This is a genomic window from Sphingobacterium sp. JUb56, assembly GCF_014191365.1.
Lineage (GTDB): Bacteria > Bacteroidota > Bacteroidia > Sphingobacteriales > Sphingobacteriaceae > Sphingobacterium > Sphingobacterium anhuiense.
Genome location: NZ_JACHWL010000002.1, coordinates 569,387 through 593,243 on the forward strand (window position 1 = coordinate 569,387; position 23,857 = coordinate 593,243).

At 36.1% G+C, this 23,857-nt stretch carries 21 protein-coding genes; 19 read left to right on the plus strand and 2 right to left on the minus strand.

What is annotated here, in order from left to right:
- The first annotated feature begins 89 nt into the window (after window positions 1-89).
- Together pth and FHR29_RS22000 are read left to right on the plus strand one after the other, a co-directional pair.
- Entirely contained in the window at window positions 90-653 is a 564-nt protein-coding gene (pth, locus tag FHR29_RS21995) for an aminoacyl-tRNA hydrolase (RefSeq protein WP_183917237.1), read from the plus strand.
- Between the two features lie 150 nt (window positions 654-803).
- Window positions 804-2,840, plus strand: a complete 2,037-nt coding sequence (locus tag FHR29_RS22000) for a beta-N-acetylhexosaminidase (RefSeq protein ID WP_183917239.1) — start codon at window positions 804-806, stop codon at window positions 2,838-2,840.
- Window positions 2,841-2,911: 71 nt separating this feature from the next.
- Here the strand turns inward: FHR29_RS22000 and FHR29_RS22005 are convergent, their stop codons facing one another.
- Complete coding sequence (locus tag FHR29_RS22005) at window positions 2,912-4,984, minus strand: M56 family metallopeptidase (RefSeq protein WP_183917241.1); 2,073 nt, start codon at window positions 4,982-4,984, stop codon at window positions 2,912-2,914.
- 2 nt (window positions 4,985-4,986) lie between these two features.
- Window positions 4,987-5,352, minus strand: coding sequence for a BlaI/MecI/CopY family transcriptional regulator (locus FHR29_RS22010; RefSeq protein ID WP_183917243.1), 366 nt, complete (start codon window positions 5,350-5,352; stop codon window positions 4,987-4,989).
- A 452-nt stretch (window positions 5,353-5,804) separates the two neighbouring features.
- Between FHR29_RS22010 and FHR29_RS22015 the strand changes: the two genes are divergently transcribed.
- From FHR29_RS22015 to FHR29_RS22095, 17 genes are all read left to right on the plus strand, one after another.
- Window positions 5,805-6,710: a LysR family transcriptional regulator gene (locus tag FHR29_RS22015; RefSeq protein ID WP_132769046.1), complete on the plus strand. Its 906-nt coding sequence runs from the start codon at window positions 5,805-5,807 to the stop codon at window positions 6,708-6,710.
- 79 nt (window positions 6,711-6,789) lie between these two features.
- On the plus strand, window positions 6,790-7,770 hold the full coding sequence (locus tag FHR29_RS22020) for a c-type cytochrome (protein WP_183917245.1): 981 nt from the start codon (window positions 6,790-6,792) through the stop codon (window positions 7,768-7,770).
- A gap of 3 nt (window positions 7,771-7,773) precedes the next feature.
- Window positions 7,774-8,244, plus strand: coding sequence for a DsrE family protein (locus FHR29_RS22025; RefSeq protein WP_021188704.1), 471 nt, complete (start codon window positions 7,774-7,776; stop codon window positions 8,242-8,244).
- A gap of 14 nt (window positions 8,245-8,258) precedes the next feature.
- The gene (locus FHR29_RS22030; RefSeq protein WP_183917247.1) at window positions 8,259-9,170 is read left to right on the plus strand and encodes a substrate-binding domain-containing protein; all 912 of its coding nucleotides are present in this window, start codon (window positions 8,259-8,261) and stop codon (window positions 9,168-9,170) included.
- 329 nt (window positions 9,171-9,499) lie between these two features.
- A complete protein-coding gene (locus FHR29_RS22035; protein WP_132769051.1) occupies window positions 9,500-10,786 on the plus strand; it encodes a citrate synthase in 1,287 nt (428 codons plus the stop codon).
- A 169-nt stretch (window positions 10,787-10,955) separates the two neighbouring features.
- Complete coding sequence (locus FHR29_RS22040) at window positions 10,956-12,029, plus strand: complex I subunit 1 family protein (protein ID WP_232789404.1); 1,074 nt, start codon at window positions 10,956-10,958, stop codon at window positions 12,027-12,029.
- Window positions 12,030-12,044: 15 nt separating this feature from the next.
- On the plus strand, window positions 12,045-12,608 hold the full coding sequence (locus tag FHR29_RS22045) for a 4Fe-4S binding protein (protein WP_132769054.1): 564 nt from the start codon (window positions 12,045-12,047) through the stop codon (window positions 12,606-12,608).
- On the plus strand, window positions 12,608-13,156 hold the full coding sequence (locus tag FHR29_RS22050; protein ID WP_183917249.1) for an NADH-quinone oxidoreductase subunit J: 549 nt from the start codon (window positions 12,608-12,610) through the stop codon (window positions 13,154-13,156). Before FHR29_RS22045 ends, FHR29_RS22050 begins: the two co-directional genes overlap by 1 nt.
- A complete protein-coding gene (nuoK, locus tag FHR29_RS22055; RefSeq protein WP_132769058.1) occupies window positions 13,153-13,458 on the plus strand; it encodes an NADH-quinone oxidoreductase subunit NuoK in 306 nt (101 codons plus the stop codon). The genes FHR29_RS22050 and nuoK overlap by 4 nt, the downstream gene beginning before the upstream one ends.
- A 2-nt stretch (window positions 13,459-13,460) precedes the next feature.
- Window positions 13,461-15,503 carry an NADH-quinone oxidoreductase subunit L gene (locus FHR29_RS22060; RefSeq protein WP_132841222.1) on the plus strand — a complete coding sequence of 681 codons (2,043 nt, stop codon included), beginning with the start codon at window positions 13,461-13,463 and terminating at the stop codon, window positions 15,501-15,503.
- Window positions 15,504-15,506: 3 nt separating this feature from the next.
- Complete coding sequence (locus FHR29_RS22065) at window positions 15,507-17,108, plus strand: NuoM family protein (protein WP_132841220.1); 1,602 nt, start codon at window positions 15,507-15,509, stop codon at window positions 17,106-17,108.
- Between the two features lie 4 nt (window positions 17,109-17,112).
- Window positions 17,113-18,603: an NADH-quinone oxidoreductase subunit N gene (locus FHR29_RS22070; protein WP_183917251.1), complete on the plus strand. Its 1,491-nt coding sequence runs from the start codon at window positions 17,113-17,115 to the stop codon at window positions 18,601-18,603.
- Between the two features lie 156 nt (window positions 18,604-18,759).
- The gene (locus FHR29_RS22075; RefSeq protein WP_132769066.1) at window positions 18,760-19,365 is read left to right on the plus strand and encodes a DUF4254 domain-containing protein; all 606 of its coding nucleotides are present in this window, start codon (window positions 18,760-18,762) and stop codon (window positions 19,363-19,365) included.
- On the plus strand, window positions 19,365-20,390 hold the full coding sequence (locus FHR29_RS22080; RefSeq protein WP_183917253.1) for a glycosyltransferase family 9 protein: 1,026 nt from the start codon (window positions 19,365-19,367) through the stop codon (window positions 20,388-20,390). Before FHR29_RS22075 ends, FHR29_RS22080 begins: the two co-directional genes overlap by 1 nt.
- The gene (locus FHR29_RS22085) at window positions 20,391-21,638 is read left to right on the plus strand and encodes a glycosyltransferase family 4 protein (protein WP_183917255.1); all 1,248 of its coding nucleotides are present in this window, start codon (window positions 20,391-20,393) and stop codon (window positions 21,636-21,638) included. It abuts the gene before it with no gap.
- Entirely contained in the window at window positions 21,638-22,756 is a 1,119-nt protein-coding gene (locus tag FHR29_RS22090) for a glycosyltransferase family 1 protein (RefSeq protein WP_183917257.1), read from the plus strand. The genes FHR29_RS22085 and FHR29_RS22090 overlap by 1 nt, the downstream gene beginning before the upstream one ends.
- Entirely contained in the window at window positions 22,753-23,841 is a 1,089-nt protein-coding gene (locus FHR29_RS22095) for a glycosyltransferase (RefSeq protein WP_183917259.1), read from the plus strand. Before FHR29_RS22090 ends, FHR29_RS22095 begins: the two co-directional genes overlap by 4 nt.
- The last annotated feature ends 16 nt before the right edge of the window (window positions 23,842-23,857 follow it).

Consider the following 23,857-nt stretch of genomic DNA (forward strand, 5'->3'; position numbering starts at 1 on the left):
AACTGAGTGTGCTATTTTGTTTGTTAAAGCATGGAAGAACTATTGTATATGAAAAGGTTTCCTTACTTTTGCAGGCTAAGTATTAAACAATGAATTATCTTATCGTAGGATTGGGCAATATCGGAAGGGAATATGCCGACACACGTCATAATATCGGTTTTATGGTCGCAGATCAACTTGTTAAGGAAGCTAATGCTTCTTTTTCAACGTTAAAACTTGCGGCATATGCGGAGTATAAGCAACGGGGCCATAATGTATATGTAATCAAACCGACTACTTATATGAACTTAAGCGGTAAGGCAATGAATTATTACATGCAACTGCTGAAAGTTCCTATTGAAAATACGCTGGTTATTGTGGATGATCTAGCTATTCCTTTTGGATCCTTACGTATCAAGCCTAAGGGCTCTGCGGCAGGACATAATGGTTTAAAGTCTATTGAAGCACTATGTGGCGGGCAGGCATACCCGCGTCTGCGTTTTGGAATTGGTGATAATTATCCCAAAGGCAGACAGGTGGATTATGTGCTTGGGCCATTTGATCCTGAAGAGCAAAAAGAACTGCCACAGCTTATCGATCATGCTGTAAAGATGATCAATAGCTTTGTCAATATCGGTATTGAACTGACCATGACCAATCTGAATACAAAATAAAACAAAGCCGTTAACCTGTTAACGGCTTTGTTTCTTTTATAAAGCGATGCTCAAAAAAGCGCAAACGTTTGATATTCGAATGCCTGGTTTTAATTTAAAATGATTTTCTACCTTTAAGCAGACTTAAATCAATATAAAACCGACTAAAGCATGTTTTATTTCCAAAAAACAAAGCAGAAATGTCTTACTGTATTAGCCATTTTATTGCTTTCTCATCAGGTAGAGGCCCAGGATTCGCGTTATTCTATTATACCGAAACCAAGTGAGCTAACTGCTCAAAATGGAGCGTTTTCTTTAACCTCCAATACCAAGATATTCATCAATAAGGAAAATCGATCTGAAATACAGGAACTGGCAGGTTTAATAAAAATTGCTACGGGTTTTGATCTTAAAATAGAACCGGAAAATACCGGTAAAAAAGGGATACACTTTGTTTTGGACAAGCGCTTAAAAAACAGCTCGGCAGAAGGATATACCTTGGATATTAAATCGGATAATATCATTGTGAAAGCAAAAACTGCTACGGGTTTGTATTATGCGTCTCAAACACTCAGACAGCTGTTACCAAGTACGATTGAAAGCCAATCGGTAGTTAGTAATGGTCAGTGGACTATTCCCAACGTGTCAATAAGTGATATTCCGAGGTACAACTGGCGCGGCTATATGCAAGATGTAAGCCGGACATTTTATAGCGTGGATGTGATCAAAAAATATCTGGATGTAATGGCACTCTATAAACTGAATACTTTTCACTGGCATCTAACTGACGATCAGGGTTGGCGCATAGAGATCAAAAAATATCCTAAACTAACATCTGAAAAAGCAACAATTTTCCACCATACAACTCACCAACCTGCTGAAAGGAGTGGTTTCTACACGCAGGAGCAAATTAAGGATGTTGTGGCTTATGCCAAAGCAAGACATATCACGATTGTTCCTGAGATTGATGTTCCGGGACACTCCTGGCCAACGATTTTGGTATATCCGGAACTCGGCGTTAATAATAATAGCTACCCCAATCATGTATTTCCTTTTGTCTCTTCTTGGGGATACTGGGGAAATCAATTTACACCGAATACTTTAGACCCAACAAAAGAAGCTGTTTATCAATTTCTTGATGATGTATTTACTGAAGTTACCGCATTATTTCCAGGCCAATACATACATTTCGGTGGTGATGAGGTACGACACGACCTATGGGAAAAAGAACAACACGTGATCGACTTCATGAAAAAGAATAATATTAAAACGGTTACGGAATTACAGAGTTACTTTGTGACCCGCGTTTCTAAAATTATCACGAGTAAAGGGAGAAAACCATTGGGATGGAATGATATCTTGACAGATGTTAAAAATCTACCTAAAGAAACAGCTATTATGAGCTGGCTCGGAGCTGATGCGATCAAAAAGGCTGTAGAAAATGGATTTGAAAGTGTAGCAACGCCAACTGATCCTTTGTATTTTGATATTACACAGGCAGATCGAAATGACGGTACTATGAGTGATCTAGCCTACGGTAATATCAATACGCTTGAAAAAGTATACGAGTATGATCCGAGTAAAGGATTAACTAAAGATGAGGAAAAACTGGTGTTAGGTGTACAGGCTAATCAATGGACTGCATTAACACAAGAACTAAAGGATATGAATATCCATAACTTCCCGCGCGTACTGGCACTAGCTGAGACGGGATGGACAGTGAAGAATAAAAAAGATTTTGCAGATTTTACAGCCCGATTGGAAAAACATTATGATCGATTGGATGAACTGAAAGTCGACTACTATAAAAAGGGCGGTTTTACGGTAGCTAAATGGAGTCCTGCAACAGTTACTGAAGAGTTTAAAGAAATGACAATTGACGTGACTAAAAAGGTGTATACTACAGGTCGTGTGCAGGCGGGCTTCCTCTTTACAGCAGGTAAAAACTTTTTGGAAATAGATGGTGTCGAACTTTTGGAAAATGGTCAGGTGATCAGTGCAGACAAACATCACGCATTAGCAGATAAATTTAGAGGGACAAATAAGATCAAACCATTCTTCTTCAATTTTGAAGTGAAACAGTACAATCCCAAAGCGAAATACACCGTCAGAGCTAAAGTAAGAAGTGTTGGTGGTACAGATTCTAATGGAAACTTTACTTTTAACCTAAGTCCTTATCAACCCTTCACGGTAGCGGAACCGAGATAAAAGTTCTTTCACAAAAAAGCCTCAAAATTTAAGGATTTTGAGGCTTTTTTGTGAAATCTAGAGTATCAGGGTCATTTGATCACAATACGCGGATTTTGATCACCTTCACTTACCAGCAACTTAATTTCCTTACCATTCTTAATTACAGAGGCACTTGCACCCCGAACTGCTTTTTTATTAGTGGATGATTCTAATGCCAATAGTCCTATTATATTTTTCGACAACTCACTATTTTTTGCTGTTAAATCTGTAGCCATTACTTTCGTAACTGATTTGGCATCCACTTCCTTAAGATCTGATTCTCGGGCAACTTTTCCATTTATTACTAAAACATAACCGTCTTTTGGATTGATATTTTCTTTGTTATCTTTTAAAAACTTTTTTAGTTTTTCCTGTTGCAAAGTTGTCGCATAAAAATCATCCGCTGACTTTTTGTATCCCGTAACCTTTATTTGATTAACTTGACCACCCTTTAGCGTTTTAACAGAATCCTGACGGGTTCTTTCCTTGGAAATTTCACGATTAATTGTTTTTTTAACGTTGTCTTTTAAGGCATCTGGATTTTTCTCTGCAAATGATTTTGTCTTAATTAAAATAACACCATCTTTACCTTTATTACCATAGAGCGTTTGGGCATAAGGACTTTTTAATATTTCCATGGACTCTATAGAATTGGGGTCAATCTTATTTATATTTTCCGATATTTTACCATCAACTACAAATAATGGTTGAGGTTGATCAGGATTTAGCTTCCCTAAAGTCACCTTATCGGATTTGTCTGGGGCATATGTTAATTCAATTTTATTGGATTTATCATCATCATCCTTAGCAATCACCATACTTCCTACAGACACTTTATCTAAAGATTTTTTTTCTCCTGATATAGTTATTATTTCAATAGCGGCAGTCTTACCTGTCTCCCCATATTTATTGATTAAAGCCGCATCCTTAAATACCGTCATTGATGCAATATCATATTGATCTAAATTAGCAAGATCATTTGCAGAGATTTCAACTCCGTCCACAAAACACATTACATCTTTAGGTAAAATTAGATTTCTTATACTCACCGCACCTTTCCCATTGCTACTAGATATACTATCCTTTACACCTGTTATCCTTACACCAAAAGACTTTCCCTTTAATGAATCCTGTAAAGAAGCAGTTGTTTTTTCAATTGTATCTTGCTCTATTTGAATAGGTGAAACATTTGGCTGAAAAACAGATACTGCAGGCTCTAGATCAATCTCTTTCGCGGCATCTGTCGCTTGCGTGATCTTAGCCTCTGCTTTATTTAACGTAAAAGCTCCAGCTGTCAATACAAAAATAGGCAACATAAATGCGTACTTTCCGAGCTGTATTTTTGCGGATCTTTTTTTATTCATCATCATTATCCTTCGCTTTAATGTCTTAAAACTAAACTGATTTCCTAATGTCGCCGACCCGCCACTAGCATTGACACGGAGCAAGCTATACTGGTAGGTCTGTCTATCTACGCCGTTGTTGAGTACCTGCTGATCTGTTAGAAATTCCAAATTTTCACGGATTGCCTTTCGCATGAGCCATACAAAAGGATTGAACCAGCTGCTGATTAAAGTAAACTCACTGATCAGGATATCAATAGAATGCAAACCCTTCACATGAATATCTTCATGTTTAAAAATATCCAAGAGCTCCGGTTCTGGATGATGATCTCGATTAACGTATATTTTATTTAAAAACGAAAATGGTACAATAGGGATAAAAACATTTCTAAAAATATAAGATTGCCACTGTGCAGGTTCAGAATAAATATGAATCCGCAATAGGCTGATCATCTGAATTAAAAATCGAATTGATAATATCGTTACACCTATAATGAGTAGAACAATCAATATATTATTTAAGGTAAAAACCGATTTGTCCACCTCTTGTCCTAGATCCATTGACCAATCCATCGCGATCTCCCCTACGGATGGAATTGGTTTTCTAAACCAAGATTGAATATCTAAGAACGGATAGGTAAATGAAAATAAAATACCTGTAATAAAATACATGCGGTTAAGCAGGTAAAATGTCAGGTTCTTTAATAACAATACATATCCTAAGTATACAACACTTAGTAATACATTAATCTGGATCGCATAATTTAGGATATTTTCCATGGTTACTTGCTTTTATTTTCCTTGATCATTTGCATGATTTCTTCCAATTCAGATGCAGACAGCTTTTCTTCTTTCACAAAAAATGTAACCATCTCCTTATATGAATTCTTAAAATAGTCTCCTACGAAAGAGTGCATAAATGTCTCTTTATAATCTTCTTCAGAAATCAACGGTTCGTATCGATTTGCATTTGCATACTTAACGGACTTTACGAATCCCTTTTTTTCTAGATTTTTAACTGTAGAGGCCAATGTCGTATAGGGCATCTTCTCGCCTTTGATATTGTCCAAAATCTCTTTCACAAAACATGCCTTAAGATTCCAAATGGCCTGCATCGCCTGTTCTTCTTGTGCTGTTAACTTTTCCATACCTGATTATTAAACTACTAATTATACACAAGTCTACGAAATAATCGTAATAATTCAAATTAATAATTCTTTTTTTTTATTCTCTGGATTTTCAAATACTATTTCTCCATTGAAAAAAATGAAACACGAAATGCCAAAGCTGTCCTTGCTTATAGTTCAAGAGCATTATTATCAGAATTCAATATTGTGATCAAGTTCAAGATATCCACCTTGTCTAGTAATTCCCGATAAAAGTAAACTGTCAATAGATCTATGGCTGATAAACATGCTTTGACTGGGCCTGAATTAATATTCTAAATCCAAACCATATTCTATCATGCTATTCAAATCTTCAATAAATTTGAAAACAACTTACATTTATAATTGTGACAATTTTGTTAATAGCTAAAAACGCATTCAATTTTTTTTAGATTTGGTTCTATACATTTCATTACGATAAGGGTATTTCATTTATGGATTTCGATTTTAGGTTAAAAGTTTTTTACGTTGCGGCCAATACGCTCAACTTCACAAAAGCGGCATCAGAGCTTTTTATCTCACAGCCAGCTGTAAGTAAAAATATACAGGAGATTGAAAACTCCATTGGTACACCGTTATTTGAACGATTAGGCAACCGGCTTGCCCTTACTCCTGCTGGAAAGATTCTTTATAAACATGCGCAGGTCATTTTGGAACAATACAATCAGGCGACTTATGAAATCAACGAAATAACAGGAAAGCAAAATGGAAATCTCTTCCTGGGAATCAGCACAACGATTTCTCAATATGTAATTCCTAAAATGTTAGTGGAGTTTAACCTCCATTTTCCACAAAATGAAATAAAAGTCACGCAGGCTAATTCAAAACGGGTTGAGCAACTTCTCATCAAGAACGAAATTCATCTGGGGATTACAGAGGGATTGCCAGATAATAGATCATTAAAATTCACACCCTATATCAAAGATGAAATTGTTTTGGTCACCCGCAATACTAATCCTTTATGTAAAGAAGAGAGATTTGTCTTAAATGACATCTATAAATTAGCACTCGTATTCCGGGAACCTGGATCTGGAACTCGTGATATCATCGATTGCAAATTGAAAGAAGCTGGAATTTCGTTACAGCATCTCCATACAGAAATTATTTTATCATCCTCCGAAAGTATTAAAAGGTATCTTAAATACAGTAATACCGCAGCATTTCTTTCGATCCATGCGATACAAGAAGAGCTTAAAAACGGTGATTTAAAAATTATTGAGTTAGAAGATTTTAGCATAGAGCGTTATTTCTACATCACCCATTTGGTTGGAGGACTTGCTGGCCTTCCACTAAAATTCATGAACTTTATTCAACAGCATAAGGGTAAAATCTACTCATAACATTTCGTTATAACAGATAATAATTATGAATTATAACAGCATTCTGTAATAGGGTACATTTGTTTAAAACCTAGTATGAATGGAAGAGGATATTAAAAAAATTAGGAGGAGCAGCAATACCATTATTATCGTGACGAGCATATTATTATGCTTCATTGTTTTATCTGCTTATATGACAAATGCTTTAGCGCATAAATCTCCTGATAAAGAGTCTGAACAGAGCGAAATAATTAACCATGTTGATCAATTAAAACTGACACCTTATGCTGACAATGCCGAAGATAAAATGGCAAGCTATGGTGAAACACTGATAAGGGAGACTTACAACTATTTTTATGAAAAAGATGGAAGTAAAATTGGTAATCATCTGGCCTGCACCAATTGCCACCTCAATGGCGGAACAAAATCATTTGCGGCTCCCTATGTTGGGCTTACAGGTGTTTTCCCGATTTACATTGGCAGAGAAGATAAAGTGGAATCACTAGAAGAGCGTATCAACGGTTGTTTTGAACGTAGCATGAACGGAAAAGCTATTGATGTGAACAGTACCGAAATGAGGGCAATTGTTACCTATATTAAACATATCAGTAAAGATACGCCAATTGGAAAGCGAATTACTGGCCAGGGATTTGTCAAAGTGACTATTCCAGAAAGAGCTGCCGATCAAAAGAATGGAGCTACTGTCTTTCAACAGCATTGCCAAAGTTGCCATGGTACAAATGGAGAAGGCCAAAAACTTGCTGGTACTAAAGGATATCAATATCCACCTCTATGGGGAAATGATTCCTACAATGATGGTGCAGGAATGGCACGTATGTTAACAGCAATGAAATTTATCAAAGCAAATATGCCTTTAGGTGCTACTCACGACAGTCCGATTTTAACTGATGAACAGGCATTTGATGTGGCTGCTTATATCAACTCTTTTTCTAGACCAATCAAAGCAAATAAGGAAAATGACTATCCTAACTTAGCAAAGAAACCAAAAGACTCACCTTATCCACCTTATAACGACGAGATAAGTGCAATACAACATAAATTCGGTCCTTTTAATTTTTAAAAAATGAATAAAACAATTATGATCATGATCCTTGCTATCTGTAGCATGGGTAAATTAGCTGCACAAACGCAAGAGGAAGCATTGGTAAAAAATGCATCATTTCAAGGAGCTGTTGCTGAAAAAAAATCGTATCATGCGATCTACCAATTGGATAGCAATGATCCAAAAACAATTGAGAAAGCAATTCGCAACATCAACAATGTGTTGGACGATCCACGATTAAAAGGAAAATTAACGCTTGAACTGATTGCTTTTTCTGGTGGTACTGAGGCATTTTTAAAAAGTACTTCTAAATATGAAGAACAGTTCAAAAAACTAATCGCAAGAGGAGTCCAAGTAGCACAATGTACCAACTCGTTAAAAGAACGCAATCTGACAAAGGAACAACTGTTTGATTTCATCGGTTATGTTCCCAGCGGTAATGGTGAATTGGTGATCAGAGCTCATCAAGGCTGGACAATTGTTAAACCATAATTTGAAAACAAAACATGCAAAAACTCGCTAAAACTATACTTGCTCTGTTACTTGGAACCTCATGTTCTTATGCACAAGATCATCAATTTCATCCTCCTTGGAATACCCCTCCTGAATCTGCTGTTAATTTTACGATCCCTGGGATTGACAACATCCCTGATCTTTATGGTGAAATTGAAAATCCACAATTGGTTATTTTCTTTGCCGGAAACCAGTTTATGGTTATCGATGATCTTATCAAAACTTTCAAAAAAGAACATCCGCAATACGAGCGTATATTTGTCGAAACATTACCTCCGGGAATACTGGCAAAGCAAATTCAAGGCGGATCATTAACAATCGGCAATTTGAAGATTACGCACACGCCAGATATTTACACTGCGGGTCAAAGACGGATCACAGAGATGGCTGACTATTTTGATCAGACTATTGCTTATGCAACCAACAAACTTACCTTAATGGTTCCAAAGGGTAATCCGAAAAACATCAAATCATTGAAGGATTTAAAACGTAAGGATGTTCGTGTCAGCATGCCTAATCCAGCTTGGGAAGGTGTTGGCGAGCAGATAAAAACCGCTTATCGCAAAGTTGGCGGAGAAGAACTCGTACATACCATTATGGAAGACAAGGTTGCTGATAAATCTACTTATCTCACTAAAATACATCATCGAGAGAGTCCACTTCGAATATTAGAAGGTCAAGCCGATGTTGCTCCAGTATGGTACTCAGAGGCATTTTTTCAAAAAATGATCAATCATCCGGTAGAAAGTATTACCATTCCGGATAATGAAAACATTACGGCGAAATATATGGCTGGTAAATTGAAAAAATCTAAAAATAAACAAGCTGCTAGTGATTTTATGGCTTACCTCCAATCAGATTCTGCAAAAAATATTTATAAAAAATATGGTTTTCAGGTAGATTAAGCTTTAGCATTGCCTAAATTTTGTTTCAGGTTTCTGCGTGGAAAAATCAAAAAAGTCTTTCCTTTTATACTCATGGAAGAGTCAAATTGGAAGGGCTTTTTTTGTATTATGTGCATAAGCAACATTATGCTTAAAAAATTAGATTTTTACCTTATCAGCCAATTGAAAACTTTTGGATAAACAAATGGCGCGTATCAGTAATAACTCAGATTTTTAATTAAAAATAATGTCAAAAATGCTTAGATTATGGCATTATTATTACGAAAACCTAGTATATTAGCCCTCAATTTTATTACATTTGCATAAACACATGATAACATAAGAAGCTTATGTCTGAAACAGCATCTATTATTTTAAATGGTTCGTCATACGAATTTCCAGTTATTACTGGTACAGAAAACGAAAAAGCAGTTGACATCTCTAAATTGAGAGATCAATCTGGATATATTACATTAGATCCAGGTTTTAAAAACACTGGTGCAGCAAAAAGTGCTGTCACTTTCCTTGATGGTGAGACAGGTATTTTAAGATACCGTGGCTACCCTATCGAACAATTAGCTGAAAAATCAACTTTCTTGGAAGTTGCTTATTTATTGATATACGGAGACCTTCCAACAAAAGCAGTTTTAGAACAATTCAGAACGGACATCAAATCACAGATGATGATTCATGAAGACATGAAAAACTTCTTTGCGGGTTTTCCTTCAAAATCCCATCCAATGGGACAATTATCGTGTCTAGTTGGAGCTTTATCAGCATTTTACCCTGAATCTTTAGATCCAAATCCAACACCTGAAGAAGAAGACAAAACGATTATCAATTTATTGGCTAAAATGCCTACGATTGTTTCTTGGATTCAAAAGAAATCTTTAGGTCATCCTGTTGTATATCCTAAAACTAATTTAGGTTATATCGACAACTTCTTAAATATGATCTTTGGTGAAGTCAATCAGGATAAAACTTTTGATCCAGTTGTGATTGATGCCATGCATAAATTATTGATTTTGCATGCTGACCACGAACAGAACTGTTCGACTTCTACAGTACGTATTGTAGGTTCATCAAACGCAAATTTATATGCTTCTATTTCTGCTGGTATCAATGCCCTTTGGGGACCGTTACATGGTGGAGCAAACCAAGCTGTAATTGAAATGCTTGAAGCGATCAAAAATGATGGCGGAGATGCTGAAAAATATTTAGCGAAAGCAAAAGATAAAAATGATCCTTTCCGTTTGATGGGATTCGGTCACCGTGTCTATAAAAACTTCGATCCTCGTGCTAAAATCATTAAAAAAGCATGTGATGATATCTTAGAAAAATTAGGTGTTAATGATCCTGTTTTAGATATCGCTAAAAAATTAGAAGAAGCGGCATTAAATGATCAATACTTCATCGATAGAAAATTATATCCAAATGTTGATTTCTACTCAGGTATTATTTACCGTGCATTAGGATTTAACTCGGAAATGTTTACCGTATTATTTGCTTTAGGTCGTCTTCCGGGATGGATTGCACAATGGAAAGAAATGCGTGAAAACAAAGAACCTATCGGTCGTCCAAGACAAGTATATACTGGTCCGACGGAACGTGATTATGTTGAAATAACACAACGTTAATTCTTAAAATATTTTAATAAAAAAGCATCTTTCGAGATGCTTTTTTTATTTCCATAAACAAATGTCTATTAAACCAGTATATAATTTGTTTTTCCTTCTCTTAATTCATACCTTTTCATTAAATTTGCCTACTAGAATTTCACTTATTAATAATCATTACAAATAAGAATTGTTAGATTTATTCATCCATATCCTTGTTCCTGTTGCTATATTCATGTTTATAGCAATTTTTACGTTGTTTGCGGTATATGCGGAACGTAAAATTGCTGGCTTTGTTCAAGATAGACTTGGTCCTATGGAAACGGGAAAATATGGATCTCTCCAGACCATCGCAGATATTTTAAAGCTCCTGCAAAAGGAATTGATTACTCCGCTACTAGCGGATAAAATTTTATTCCGCCTGGCTCCTATTGTTATTTTCGTAGCTGTTTTCACGGGTTTTTCTGTTATGCCTTGGTCTAAGGATTTTATTCCAGTTAATACACACACTGGCTTATTCCTGATTATGGCTATAGTCTCCATAGATGCTATTGGTATCTTAATGGCCGGTTGGGGTTCTAACAATAAATTTTCATTGCTTGGTTCTATGCGTGCAATTGCACAAATGGTTTCTTATGAAATTCCTGTAGGATTATCCTTAATCGCAGCCGTGATGCTTACGCAGACGCTAAATCTGAATGATATTGCGACGAATCAAGGTGTATTATCAACAGAAGAAATTAAGTTTTTAGGTATTTGGTCTGTTAAAAATGTCGGTGGTATATTTGCCTGGAATATTTTTCAAGCACCCCATATGATCGTCACCTATATTATATTTTTTATAGCGACTTTAGCAGAGTGTAACCGTGCTCCTTTTGATATTCCGGAAGCAGAATCAGAACTTGTTGGAGGCTTTCATACCGAATATGGAGGGATACAGTTTGCATTTTTATTTCTAGCTGAATATGCTATGATGTTTCTGGTATCCATGTTGGGTGTAGTTTTATTCTTAGGCGCTTGGAATACACCTCTTCCGAATATTGGCCCATTAAAACTGGCTGACTGGACAACAGGCTTTGGCTGGGGAATATTTTGGACTTTTTCCAAATCCCTCTTTTTAGTTGGGGTTCAGATGTGGATCAGATGGACTTTACCGCGTTTACGTGCAGATCAACTGATGAATTTATGCTGGAAGGTTTTAACACCTCTCGCGTTTTTATGTATGGCTATATCAGCGATCTGGAGAATTTTAGTAATTGTTTAATTTGGTTAATTCGATATGATATTCAAAACGGCTTTTCATGCATTAACAACTGCTTTCAAGGGACTATCTTTGACAGTAAAGCATCTGTTTGGTGCTCGAAAGGCACGCCAAGAACTGGATATTACAAAAGATAATTATTTTGATAAACAGGATGGTATTGCAACAGTGCAGTATCCGAAAGTCAAAATGCCTATTCCTGAGGTAGCGCGATATCAGCTTGAAGTTGAGATCGACGACTGCATTGTCTGTGATCTATGTGCTAAGGCTTGTCCTGTCGATTGTATCGCAATTGAAGCGATCAAATCTCCGGAAGCAATCGGAAAAACTTCAGATGGTAGTGTCAAACGTCTTTACCCAGCTCAGTTTGATATTGACATGGCAAAGTGTATGTACTGTGGATTATGTACGGTTGTATGTCCAACAGAATGTATCACTATGACAAATCAATATGACCGCAGTTCAACGAAATTAACGGATCTGATTTATGGATTTTCGGATATGACCGACGATCAAGTTGCGCAAAGAAAATCTGAATGGACCAAATTTCAAGCTGAAAAGGAGGCAGCAAAATCAAAATAATGACTTTAGAGCTTTTTTTATTTTATGCTTTTGCACTTTTAGCTATAGGTTCTGCCCTATTAGTAGTAAGCTTAAAAAATATAGCACGCGCGCTATTTTTATTTTTTGTTGTTTTATTTGCTATGGCCGGGCTTTACTTATTTGCTTTAGCAGACTTTGTTGCTATTACGCAAATCATGGTATATGTCGGCGGTGTATTAATCTTATTGCTTTTTGCATTTATGCTTTCTAACAAAGAGCTGTTGCAAGATTTACAGCAAACAACAGGTTCTTTATTCTCCCTACCGACATGGAAGGTGCTACCTGTTGCTCTCGCCTTTTTTGGAGTCATGATTTTTGGCATTCTGGAATGGCAAAAATCTTTCCCAGCTTGGATGGCAACAGCTATCCAAAATAATACGGTTATCAAAAGTACAGACAATAATATTCATCAATTAGGTATTAAGTTTATGACTCAGTATGTGCTTCCATTTGAAGTTATTTCCATCTTTTTGATGATGGCTTTGATCGGAGCATCACATCTTTCACGAAAGGATTTACAAAAATGATCACCTTAACACACTTTCTAGTTGTCTCGGCCTGTATTTTTTGTATTGGTCTATATGCCGTTCTCGCAAAGAAGAACGCCATTATGATTTTAGTTGGCATTGAATTGATGATCAATGCGGCTATTCTCAATTTTGTAGCTTTCGGAAAGTATGATAAAATTAATTATGGGGGTCAAATATTTGCACTGTTTGCAATCGTACTTGCTGCGGCTGCAGTTGCAGTTGGATTGGCCATCATTTTAAATGTATACCGACAATACAGAAGCATTAATCCGGATCAAATTCGTGAATTAAAAGACTAGCATTGAACTATTTATTTGACATATCACCCATTAATACAGCATTGTTTGCTTTGGCAATGCCTTTGCTGGCTTTTCTATATCAGGCTGTTGTTGGTAAAAAAGATCAATCTGGCCTTGTTGGTACAGCGGCGATTATTTTAAGCTTCATCTTTAGTTTAATTACCTTTCTGGATGTCTGGAACGCGATGCCTTTATCATCTGAGATCAGATGGTTTACAATAGGAAATACCACTTTTACAGTTGGTCTATTGCTGAATAACCTCAGCTCTTTGATGCTACTGTTAGTTTCGACAATAGCGGTTCCGGTGCATATTTATTCTAAATCATATATGCACGATGATACCGGCATACATCGTTATTGGATGTATCTCAGTCTATTTTGCTTCGCAATGCTCGGGCTTGTCATCATGAACAATTTACTGCTTATGTATGTGTTCTGGGAACTTGTCGGGTTTGCATCTTATCTATTAATTGGATTCTGGTATACGAAGGATGCTGCCGTGCAAGCAAATAAGAAGGCTTTTTTAGTCAACCGAATCGGTGATCTGGGCTTCTTGATCGGCATAGCGATTGTCTACGCTCAATTTGGATCCCTCAATCTTGTCAATCTATTTGGAAATGATGGACTTATCGCTAATACTAGTATTGAAAACGGCCTATGGATATCTCCACACAATAGTATGGATGCGATCTGGTTGACGATTACTGGCCTTGCATTTTTCTTAGGGGCTATGGCAAAATCAGCCCAATTTCCATTACATGTCTGGTTGCCTGATGCTATGGAGGGACCTACATCTGTTTCATCTCTAATACATGCTGCGACCATGGTGGCTGCCGGTGTATTTTTAATGAGTACTTTATTTCCTTTATTTAACGAAACAGTCCTTTTGACTATTGCTATCATCGGTACCATCACTGCTACTACTGCTGCATATTTTGCTTTGGGACAATATGACATCAAAAAAATACTTGCTTTTTCGACAATTTCCCAATTGGGTTATATGATGGTGGGAATAGGTATAGGCACCTGGGATGCGGCCATGTTTCATCTATTGACACATGCTTTTTTCAAGTGTTTATTATTCTTATGTGCTGGGGCTGTTATCCATGAGATGGCACATCTGAAAGCGCATAGCAAGCATGATTTCGACCCACAGGATCTGCGCAATATGGGTGGACTTCGTCACTATATGCCACAAACATTTGTACTGATGACAGTAGCTTCCTTGGCACTTGCGGGTTTTCCGTTGACTTCGGGCTATTTATCAAAAGATAGTATCATTATTTCTGCATTCGAATGGGCATCAACAAAAGGAGCTTTGTTTCAGATCGTGCCAGTGACATTGATTATCGTCAGTATTATGACTTCATTTTATATTGGACGTCTAATTTTTAAGGCCTTCTTTTCGGAACTGCGTATCAAAAATCTATTGGGATCATCTATACATTTGAGTGAATCGCCTAAGCTTATGCTTTGGCCAATGTATTTCCTGGGCATATGCTGTTTCTTTCCTCTATTTTCGATCAATCCAATTTCCTATCATGACTCGTGGATAATGGATGGATTACTGGTTGATTACCCTTACGAAGCAAATCATCTTGCCCATCTTGTTATTCCTGTATTACTAACAGTCGGTGCATTATCAGTGTGGATATTAGGATGGAAATGGTATGCAAAAGGTCAATATCCACTAAATGAAAATAGTCTTGCAAACCGGTTATCCTTGCATCAGGGATATATGAATTCATTTAATGAAACAATTATTGTCAACAGTATTTTGAAATTAAGTGCTCTTTCCTATTGGTTAGATCGAAATATTGTTGATGGTTTTATACACAGCTTAACAAAATTGATCCAGCAGCTCGCGCATTTGAGTCATTGGCTTGACAAACATATTGTTGACGGTATAGTTAATGCTATTGGAAAATTCGCTCTTCTGTTAGGAACTTTTGTGCGTTCACCCCAAAATGGGAGACTACAGACTTATTTATATTCTGTATTCTTACTTGTTATAGTTGGTTTAATTTATCTTTTATTACGTTAGAAAATGCCTACACTATCCTTATTAATCTTTTTACCTCTACTAGCGACAGCGATTATATTAGCACTTCCTAGTCGATTCAAGGATGCTTATAAATATATTGCCCTTGCTATAACTGCTATTCAGTTTCTACTGGCAGGAATGGCCTACTTCTCGTTTAATCCAACCGCAACAGGTATCAATACACTTGAAGGATATCAATTGGTAGAGCAACTGCCGTGGATCCGCCTAGATCTTGGAACTATTGGCAAACTGGAGATTGACTATCTGCTCGGGGTAGACGGGATTTCTATGCCTTTATTGGTTTTAAGCGCATTTGTGATGTTGATGGCAATTGGTGCTTCCTGGAATATCCAGAAAAGTATGAAAGGTTATTTTGCCTTACTTATGCTTCTGAATATGGCAGTCATTGGCATATTCTGTGCTTTAGACTTCTTCTTATTCTATTTATTTTATGAGGTGATGTTACTCCCTTTGTACTTCCTCATCGGAATCTGGGGTGGCGAGCGAAGAGAATATGCTGCCATGAAGTTTTTCATTTATACATTATTCGGTTCTGTTTTCATGCTCTTGGTCATAGTAGGTCTTTACTTCTCGGTGATCAATCCTGTTACAGGTGCTCATACCTTTAGCATGATCCATATGATGAATCCGGACAATTATGTACAAGGTTCTATTTTTGCACTGGATGGTTATCAGGAGATTTTTGGTATATCAGCACGTCTGATTGGATTTATTGTACTTTTCTTTGCTTTTGCTATTAAAGTTCCTATTGTCCCGCTACATACCTGGCTGCCTGATGCGCACGTAGAAGCTCCGACACCAGTTTCTATTATCCTAGCGGGTATCTTATTAAAGATTGGGGGATACGGTATCATCCGCGTTTGTTTCAGCATCTTCCCTGATGCTGCAGCCACTAGTAACTGGTGGCTGGGTCTTATCGGGGTGATTTCGATCTTATATGGTGCCTTTAATGCATTAGCACAAAAAGATTTGAAACGAATGATTGCTTATTCTTCTGTATCCCATATGGGATTTGTGCTTTTGGGCTTAGCTTCTTTTACTGCAGAGGGTATTTCTGGAGCAATGTTTCAGATGATTAGTCATGGTTTTCTATCTGCAGCTTTATTTTTCTTGGTCGGTGTTATCTACGACCGTGTACATGACCGTTATATTCCACATTTTAGAGGATTGGCCAGTATTATGCCTAAATATACGGCATATATAGCTATTGCATTTTTTGCTTCTTTAGGTTTACCTGGTTTCTCTGCATTTATTGCAGAGGCATTTGTGATTATCGGAACATTTAATTCGGCAAGTTTAGGTACTGGTCTCCCAAGATGGATGGCTATAGCTGGATCTGTTGGAATTCTAATGAGTGCGGCCTATCTATTATGGACATTACAAAGAATGTTTTTTGGAGAAACAAGATTAAAAGGTGGAGATTCTTGGCAACAGGCCCTAGTCGATCTTTCCGTTAGGGAACAGCTAATCTTGTTCCCCACTTTAGCACTTGCTTTACTTTTAGGAATATGTCCTTTTATTATATTCGACCAAATGAATGCTTCTGTCATCAATTTGGTTTCCTTTATTCAACAGTATAACTAAAAACATGGCCGCATTTGCTTCATCAATTTCGTCAATTTTAGACCATATCATAGTAAGTATCCCTTTATTCAAGCCGGAACTTGCACTCATGATTGCTTTTGTATGCAGTATATTTTGCAGTTTATTTATAGACCGAATTTGGAAACAGAGTTCATTTGCTATTACCATAATCGGTTTATTACTTAGTTTATATTTCCTTTTTGATCAGAATAGCCTATTTACTGGTGAATCTGGATTTTTTGAGATGATCAAAATTGATAAATTATCTATTTTATCCCGCATCATCTTATCGCTATCGACTATATTTATAGCTGTTTTCATCCAGCAACGTTTTTCAAATCAGATCCGTCCTATTGGTGATCTTTATGCAGTATTGCTCACAGCTACACTCGGACTGCACTTATTAACGATAAGCAGCAACTGGTTGCTGATTTTTATCGCGATTGAAACTTTATCGATCAGCTCGTACGTCATGGTCGGATATTTCTCTAAAACGAAATTTGAGGCTGAAGCGGCAATGAAATATGTTTTATTTGGCTCCATCTGTGCAGCGGTGATGCTGTATGGTCTATCACTTATTTACGGTTTCACGGGAAACTTAAATTTTGATAGCCAGCAACATATCCAGGGACTTATTGAAGCTCCAAAAGTCATGACCTGTATTGCATTTCTATTTTTACTAACCGGAATTGGTTTTAAATTAAGCTTTGCACCTTTTCATGTGTGGAGTCCTGATGTTTATCAAGGTGCTCCGACCCCGATAACTGCCTATCTATCAACAGTACCAAAAATTGGTGCGCTGGTTCTGTTATCGCGTTTACTGGCGAGCTGGACTGCTAGCCCTTTCTTCTACTCAGAGTTCTTAATCTCCGTTATCATCATCATTGCAATCGCTACAATGCTTATTGGAAATCTAGCCGCATTAAAGCAAAAAGATATTAAAAGAATGATGGCCTATTCTTCTATTGGTCATACTGGTATACTCTTGATGGTGGCTCTTGTTTATATTGACAACGATCCTGATGTTCTATTATTTTATCTGGCAATCTATGCTTTGATGAATATCGCAGTCTTTTTATTTATTGATCAACTGGAACAAGGCCTTGAAAGTACCACTATTGAATCTTATAAAGGTTTGGGTAAAAAATACCCGGTGATATTTGTGAGCTTCTCTATTCTGTTGATCTCACTAATCGGACTCCCTCCTACTGCGGGATTTATCGGAAAACTTCTGGTATTTTCTAAGGTATTTGAACAGTATCAAACGTTAAATGAAATACCTTTATTATTCCTACTTATTGTAGGAGCCTTAACTTCTGTGATCTCGTTATTCTATTATTTTAAAATTCCACTATTTGCATTTTTAAGAGATAATGACACGGCTATAGCGTTACCTAAGTTCAACAGATTTTTAGTTCTTATAGCTGTTTCGATCAGTATTTTGGTTGTACTCCTCGGAATATATCCAAGTCTGCTTTTAGATTTATTAAAATAGGCATCCCAATTTTCTTTCATCAATTAAGAAGTTCTTTTCGGGTCTAGCGGCTAATACCCTAAACGCATTTCATAAAACAGATTCTGGCAAATAAATTTGTTTTAGATATGACGCAATTAAGATTGTAAATAAAACAAATTTATCTAAGTTTGTAGTATGATAAGTGCATTAGCTAACACTATTTTTCAACGTGCAATCGCAGATTATCACGTTGAAAACGAAATTGATCAAGTTATTCAAAACCCTTTTGAGTCGTCATCATTAGAACATTTACTGTATATGAAATGTTGGATTGATACCGTACAATGGCATATGGAAGATGTGGTCAGAAATCCTGAAATCGATCCTAAGGTAGGTTTATACTGGAAAAGAAGAATCGATGAATCCAATCAGCATCGTACAGATACTGTGGAATATATAGACAGCTACTATCTATTGAAATTTCAAGATGTTACTCCAAACGAAGATGCTAAAATCAATACGGAAAGTCCTGCTTGGGCAATTGACAGATTGTCGATACTAGCTTTAAAAATCTATCATATGGAGCAAGAGACTTTACGTAATGATGTAGCACCGAGCCATATCGATGCTTGTCAAATTAAATTGAATATTCTTTTAGAACAACGTGTTGATCTCTCTCAGAGTATTGATGAATTGCTTTCTGATATCCAAGCTGGAAAAAAATACATGAAAGTCTATAAACAGATGAAAATGTATAACGATCCGAGTTTAAATCCTGTATTGTATCAAGCATCAAAATAATGTCTTTACCATCCAAAATAATTGTTACGCGCTTCTCTGCCATGGGAGATGTTGCCATGGTTGCTTCAGTCTTGAAGGAATTTGTGCAACAGTATCCTGCTGTAATGATTATTATGGTAACCCGTCCAGCTTTTAAGGCTTTTTTTGAAGTTATTCCGAATGTACAATTCCATCCTTTTAATCCCAAAGAACAACATAAAGGTTTAAAAGGTATTGTGAACCTAAAAAGAGAATTAACTTCTTATGGTGCCGATGCAGTTGCTGATCTACATTTTAATTTAAGATCTCGAATTTTAGCAGTTCTTATTAAGGTATCGGGACTTGTGGTCAAGCAATTGGACAAAGGCCGAAAAGAAAAAAAAGCACTTACCCGATTTCAAAATAAGGTTTTGAAACCGTTAAAACCGACTGTTGAACGTTATGCCGATGTATTTCGTGATCTTGGTTTTAAATTTATATTGCAGAATAAATTAGAGCCTACTAAGTTGGCATTACCCAACTTAGCACATGCTTTATTTTCGGATGATGAAAGCAGAAAAATTGGGATAGCCCCATTTGCACAACACTCCTATAAAGTCTTTCCTCTTCCAAAAATGCAGGAAGTAATTGCTTTCTTATCTCAGAACAACTTTGACACATTCATATTTGGCGGAGGGAAATTGGAACAAGCACAAGCTGAAAAATGGCAAGCACTATATCCCAGTGTCCACAGTACAATTGGTCGTTTCAATCTTAAAGAAGAACTTGCTATTATTTCTAATTTAGACTTAATGATCAGTATGGATTCTTCAGGTATGCATATGGCTTCTTTAATGGGTGTTCGTTGCTTGTCCGTGTGGGGTGCTACCCACCCTTTTGCGGGATTTCTTGGTTATGGACAATCCATAGAAGATTGTGTTCAGGTAGAACATCCTAATAGACCAAATTCAATATATGGGAATAAGCCCTGTGATTGTGATGGTAAGGAAGCAATTGATTTAGTCTCTTCGGAAATGATTATTAACAAAATAAAACAGCTAATATAAATGGGAAAAATCGGTTTCATTACCGTACGTTATGGCTTGGATGTAACTGGTGGTGCTGAATTTCATTGTAGAATGTTAGCTGAAAGAATTGCAGGTCAATACGATGTGGAAGTATTAACAACTACGGTAAAAGATTATACAACATTTATTCCTGAAGTAAAAGAAGGGACTTATGAATTGAACGGTGTCAAAATCAGACGTTTCGATAATAATCCTTTTAACAGAACGTACTACGAACAATTACAAAAAAAATCGAAAAAGGCAAGTAAAATTAGACGATTGATTTATCGTTTAAATTTATCCAATATTATATTTCCTATTTTTCCCATCTGGAACTATCAAAAAGATGTTGAATATAAGCTCATGAAAAATTATGGCTTTTATTCAGATAATTTACTCAACTATCTTAAAGAACATAAAGATGAATATGATGCGCTAATATTCATCACCTATGAAAATGCTCTTACACAATTGGGAGATTTTATTGCGCCAGAAAAGACTATTCTGATACCAACAGCACATTTAGAAAGCATGCTTTTTCGTTCTATTAACTCTCATTTATTCACAAAAGTGGGTTTTATCGCATTTAATACCGATACAGAACGAAAAATGTGTCAGAAAATCTTTCAGCATAAACTAGCGCCGAACGATGTTGTCTCTGTTGGTGTAGACATTACTTCAGCAAGCAAAGAAGAAATTGAAAAAGTAAAAGATCATTTTCCTAAGCAATATCTACTTTTCTGTGGACGTATTGTCGAAGGAAAATTGAATAATTTTCTTGATTATTTTCTAGCATTCAAAAATAAGTACAATACAGATCTAAAGTTAGTTCTAACGGGTGATCTATTTATGCCTAAGGTAGAACATCCAGATATTATTTATACGGGTTTTGTTACTGAATCTGAAAAGACAGCTTTAATCATGAACTCTTTTGCTGTTGTCAATCCGTCCATATATGAAAGTCTTTCTTTAATTGCACTTGAGGCTTTATCTTTAGGGAAAATGGTCATTGCCAACAAGAAATGTAATGTAATGATCGAACATGAAGCTAAAAGTAATGGCGCTTTAATTTGCTATAAATCAGAAAATAACCTACACAAAATTTTATTAGAGCTTATTGAAAACCCTTCTTTAATGGAGGAAAAAGGTCGTGCTGGCATAAAATATGTATCTGAAAATTATCAATGGGATGTGATTATTGATAAACTACTTGCTGTGATTGAAAAATTTAAATTAAAAAGATTGTAATGTCAAAAATAGGGTTTGATGCAAAACGTTTTTTTAATAACTATACGGGTTTAGGAAACTATAGCCGTGATTTGATCCGCATATTACGTTCGAATTATCCTGAACAGGAATTCCTATTGTATACACCGCAAACCGGAATACCCCAATATAGTAATCTTGTACCCAATAGTGTCATTAGACGTCCTTCTGGTATTCTTAACAAAATCTTAACGAGTAATTGGCGCACGAATCGTATTGTTAATGATTTGAAAAGAGACAAAATTGATATTTATCATGGCCTTTCTGGAGAAATTCCAATCGGTTTGGACAAAACATCAATTACATCGGTCGTAACAATACATGACCTGATTTTTATTCGTTATCCTGAACTTTATAAAAAAATAGATCGCACTCTGTATCATAAAAAATTTAAATATGCGTGCGAACACGCAGATCAAATTGTAGCGATTAGTGAGCAGACCAAATTAGATATTATTCATTTTTTTAACATTCCTGAAGAGAAAGTTAAAGTCATTTATCAAGGATGCAACGATTCATTTAAATCGGTCAAATCGGAACAGGAAAAGCAAACCTTAATTAAGAAGTTGGGTCTTCCTCAGGAATTCATATTGAATGTAGGCACGATCGAGCCTCGAAAAAATGCATTTTCAATTGTCCAGGCAATTAAAGATAAAGATATTCCTTTGGTTATAGTTGGTAAACAGACTGCTTATGCAAAGGAAATAAAATCGTATGTGGCGGCTCATAATATGGAAAATCGCGTAATCTTTTTACAAGGATTGACAATGAATGAATTATCGGTTCTCTATAGCATTGCTAAGATATTTGTTTACCCTTCAATTTTCGAAGGTTTTGGAATACCTATCATTGAGGCATTATATAGTGGAACCCCTGTTATTACAACAAATTCTGGTGTTTTTCCTGAAGCTGGAGGACCATTTTCACACTATATTGATCCGAATGATATAGATCAATTAGCCATTAGTATTGATGCCATCCTGAATTCTCAGGAAAAACAGGAAATAATGCGTCAAAAAGGATTAGCATATGCGCAGCAGTTTAATGATGAAATATTGGCTGCTCAATGGATGAAGCTTTACAAAAAAATTAGTAAATGAGAATAGGTTTTTTTAATTCGATAGAGACGTGGGGCGGAGGTGAAAAATGGCATTTTGAGTCTGCAGTACATTTTGCAAAGCTTGGTCATGATGTTTATTTTTTTGGATCAAAGAACAGTAAATTAAAAACAAAGCTACTTGCATTCCCTGCAATCACATATATTGAAGTCCATTTAACTAATCTTAGTTTTCTAAATCCGGTAAAGAGGTGCTATTTGACTTCGACATTTGAAAAGTTACAGATTGAAGTCGTATTAATCAATAATCCGAGAGATTTAAAAATTGCCGCTTACGCCGCTCATAGTGCAGAAGTTCCTCGTATTATATACCGAAGGGGATCTGCTATTCCTATCAAAAATACATTTCTAAATCAGCGTATTTTTGGAAACTATATCACTGATGTGCTAGCAAATTCCTATGCAACTGGAGAAACGATATTAGCAAATAATCCTCAACTGTTTCCAAAAGAAAAAATTAGAGTAATTTATAACCCTATCGATTTTCAAAAATTTGATCAATTAGTTTATAAGAAAATAGTTCCCGATCGCAAAGATGATTCATTAATTATAGGAAATCTAGCAAGACTTGCTCCACAAAAGAATCAGAAGTTTTTAATCGATCTCTCTTTAGAATTAACCCGACTACAGATTAAACATCAGATTTACATTACAGGAAAAGGTGAGCTGGAAAGCGAATTAAAAACTTATAACATAGAAAAGGGTACAGATAAGAATGTTCATTTTCTAGGATTCACGGATTCCCCGAGGAGCTTTTTAGTTGATATTGATATTTTTATATTAAGTTCACTATGGGAGGGTTTTGGATATGTACTAGCAGAGGCTTCTCTAGCAGAAAAGCCCATTATAGCTTTTAACAGTAGTAGCAATCCTGAATTAGTAAAGGATAACATCTCTGGCTTTTTAACGGAAGTAAATAGTATTCCACAAATGGTGGAGAAAATCAAAAAACTTCAAGACATTAAGCTTCGAAAAGAAATGGGTATATCAGGCCGGAAATTTATCCTAGAGTCCTTTGATAAAAATATAATCTACAAAAACCTCGAAGATTATATTTTGAAAGGCTAGTTCCTTGTCTACTTTT

Bases quoted from the DNA above. Each gene is read 5' to 3' on its own strand.
- FHR29_RS22065 (WP_132841220.1), top strand. From the start codon at position 15,507: ATGCCTACACTATCCTTATTAATCTTTTTACCTCTACTAGCGACAGCG.
- FHR29_RS22095 (WP_183917259.1), top strand. From the start codon at position 22,753: ATGAGAATAGGTTTTTTTAATTCGATAGAGACGTGGGGCGGAGGTGAA.
- nuoK (WP_132769058.1), top strand. From the start codon at position 13,153: ATGATCACCTTAACACACTTTCTAGTTGTCTCGGCCTGTATTTTTTGT.
- FHR29_RS22070 (WP_183917251.1), top strand. From the start codon at position 17,113: ATGGCCGCATTTGCTTCATCAATTTCGTCAATTTTAGACCATATCATA.
- FHR29_RS22015 (WP_132769046.1), top strand. From the start codon at position 5,805: ATGGATTTCGATTTTAGGTTAAAAGTTTTTTACGTTGCGGCCAATACG.
- FHR29_RS22085 (WP_183917255.1), top strand. From the start codon at position 20,391: ATGGGAAAAATCGGTTTCATTACCGTACGTTATGGCTTGGATGTAACT.
- FHR29_RS22045 (WP_132769054.1), top strand. From the start codon at position 12,045: ATGATATTCAAAACGGCTTTTCATGCATTAACAACTGCTTTCAAGGGA.
- pth (WP_183917237.1), top strand. From the start codon at position 90: ATGAATTATCTTATCGTAGGATTGGGCAATATCGGAAGGGAATATGCC.
- FHR29_RS22080 (WP_183917253.1), top strand. From the start codon at position 19,365: ATGTCTTTACCATCCAAAATAATTGTTACGCGCTTCTCTGCCATGGGA.
- FHR29_RS22075 (WP_132769066.1), top strand. From the start codon at position 18,760: ATGATAAGTGCATTAGCTAACACTATTTTTCAACGTGCAATCGCAGAT.
- FHR29_RS22010 (WP_183917243.1), bottom strand. From the start codon at position 5,352: ATGGAAAAGTTAACAGCACAAGAAGAACAGGCGATGCAGGCCATTTGG.
- FHR29_RS22090 (WP_183917257.1), top strand. From the start codon at position 21,638: ATGTCAAAAATAGGGTTTGATGCAAAACGTTTTTTTAATAACTATACG.
- FHR29_RS22025 (WP_021188704.1), top strand. From the start codon at position 7,774: ATGAATAAAACAATTATGATCATGATCCTTGCTATCTGTAGCATGGGT.
- FHR29_RS22035 (WP_132769051.1), top strand. From the start codon at position 9,500: ATGTCTGAAACAGCATCTATTATTTTAAATGGTTCGTCATACGAATTT.
- FHR29_RS22020 (WP_183917245.1), top strand. From the start codon at position 6,790: ATGGAAGAGGATATTAAAAAAATTAGGAGGAGCAGCAATACCATTATT.
- FHR29_RS22030 (WP_183917247.1), top strand. From the start codon at position 8,259: ATGCAAAAACTCGCTAAAACTATACTTGCTCTGTTACTTGGAACCTCA.
- FHR29_RS22005 (WP_183917241.1), bottom strand. From the start codon at position 4,984: ATGGAAAATATCCTAAATTATGCGATCCAGATTAATGTATTACTAAGT.
- FHR29_RS22050 (WP_183917249.1), top strand. From the start codon at position 12,608: ATGACTTTAGAGCTTTTTTTATTTTATGCTTTTGCACTTTTAGCTATA.
- FHR29_RS22000 (WP_183917239.1), top strand. From the start codon at position 804: ATGTTTTATTTCCAAAAAACAAAGCAGAAATGTCTTACTGTATTAGCC.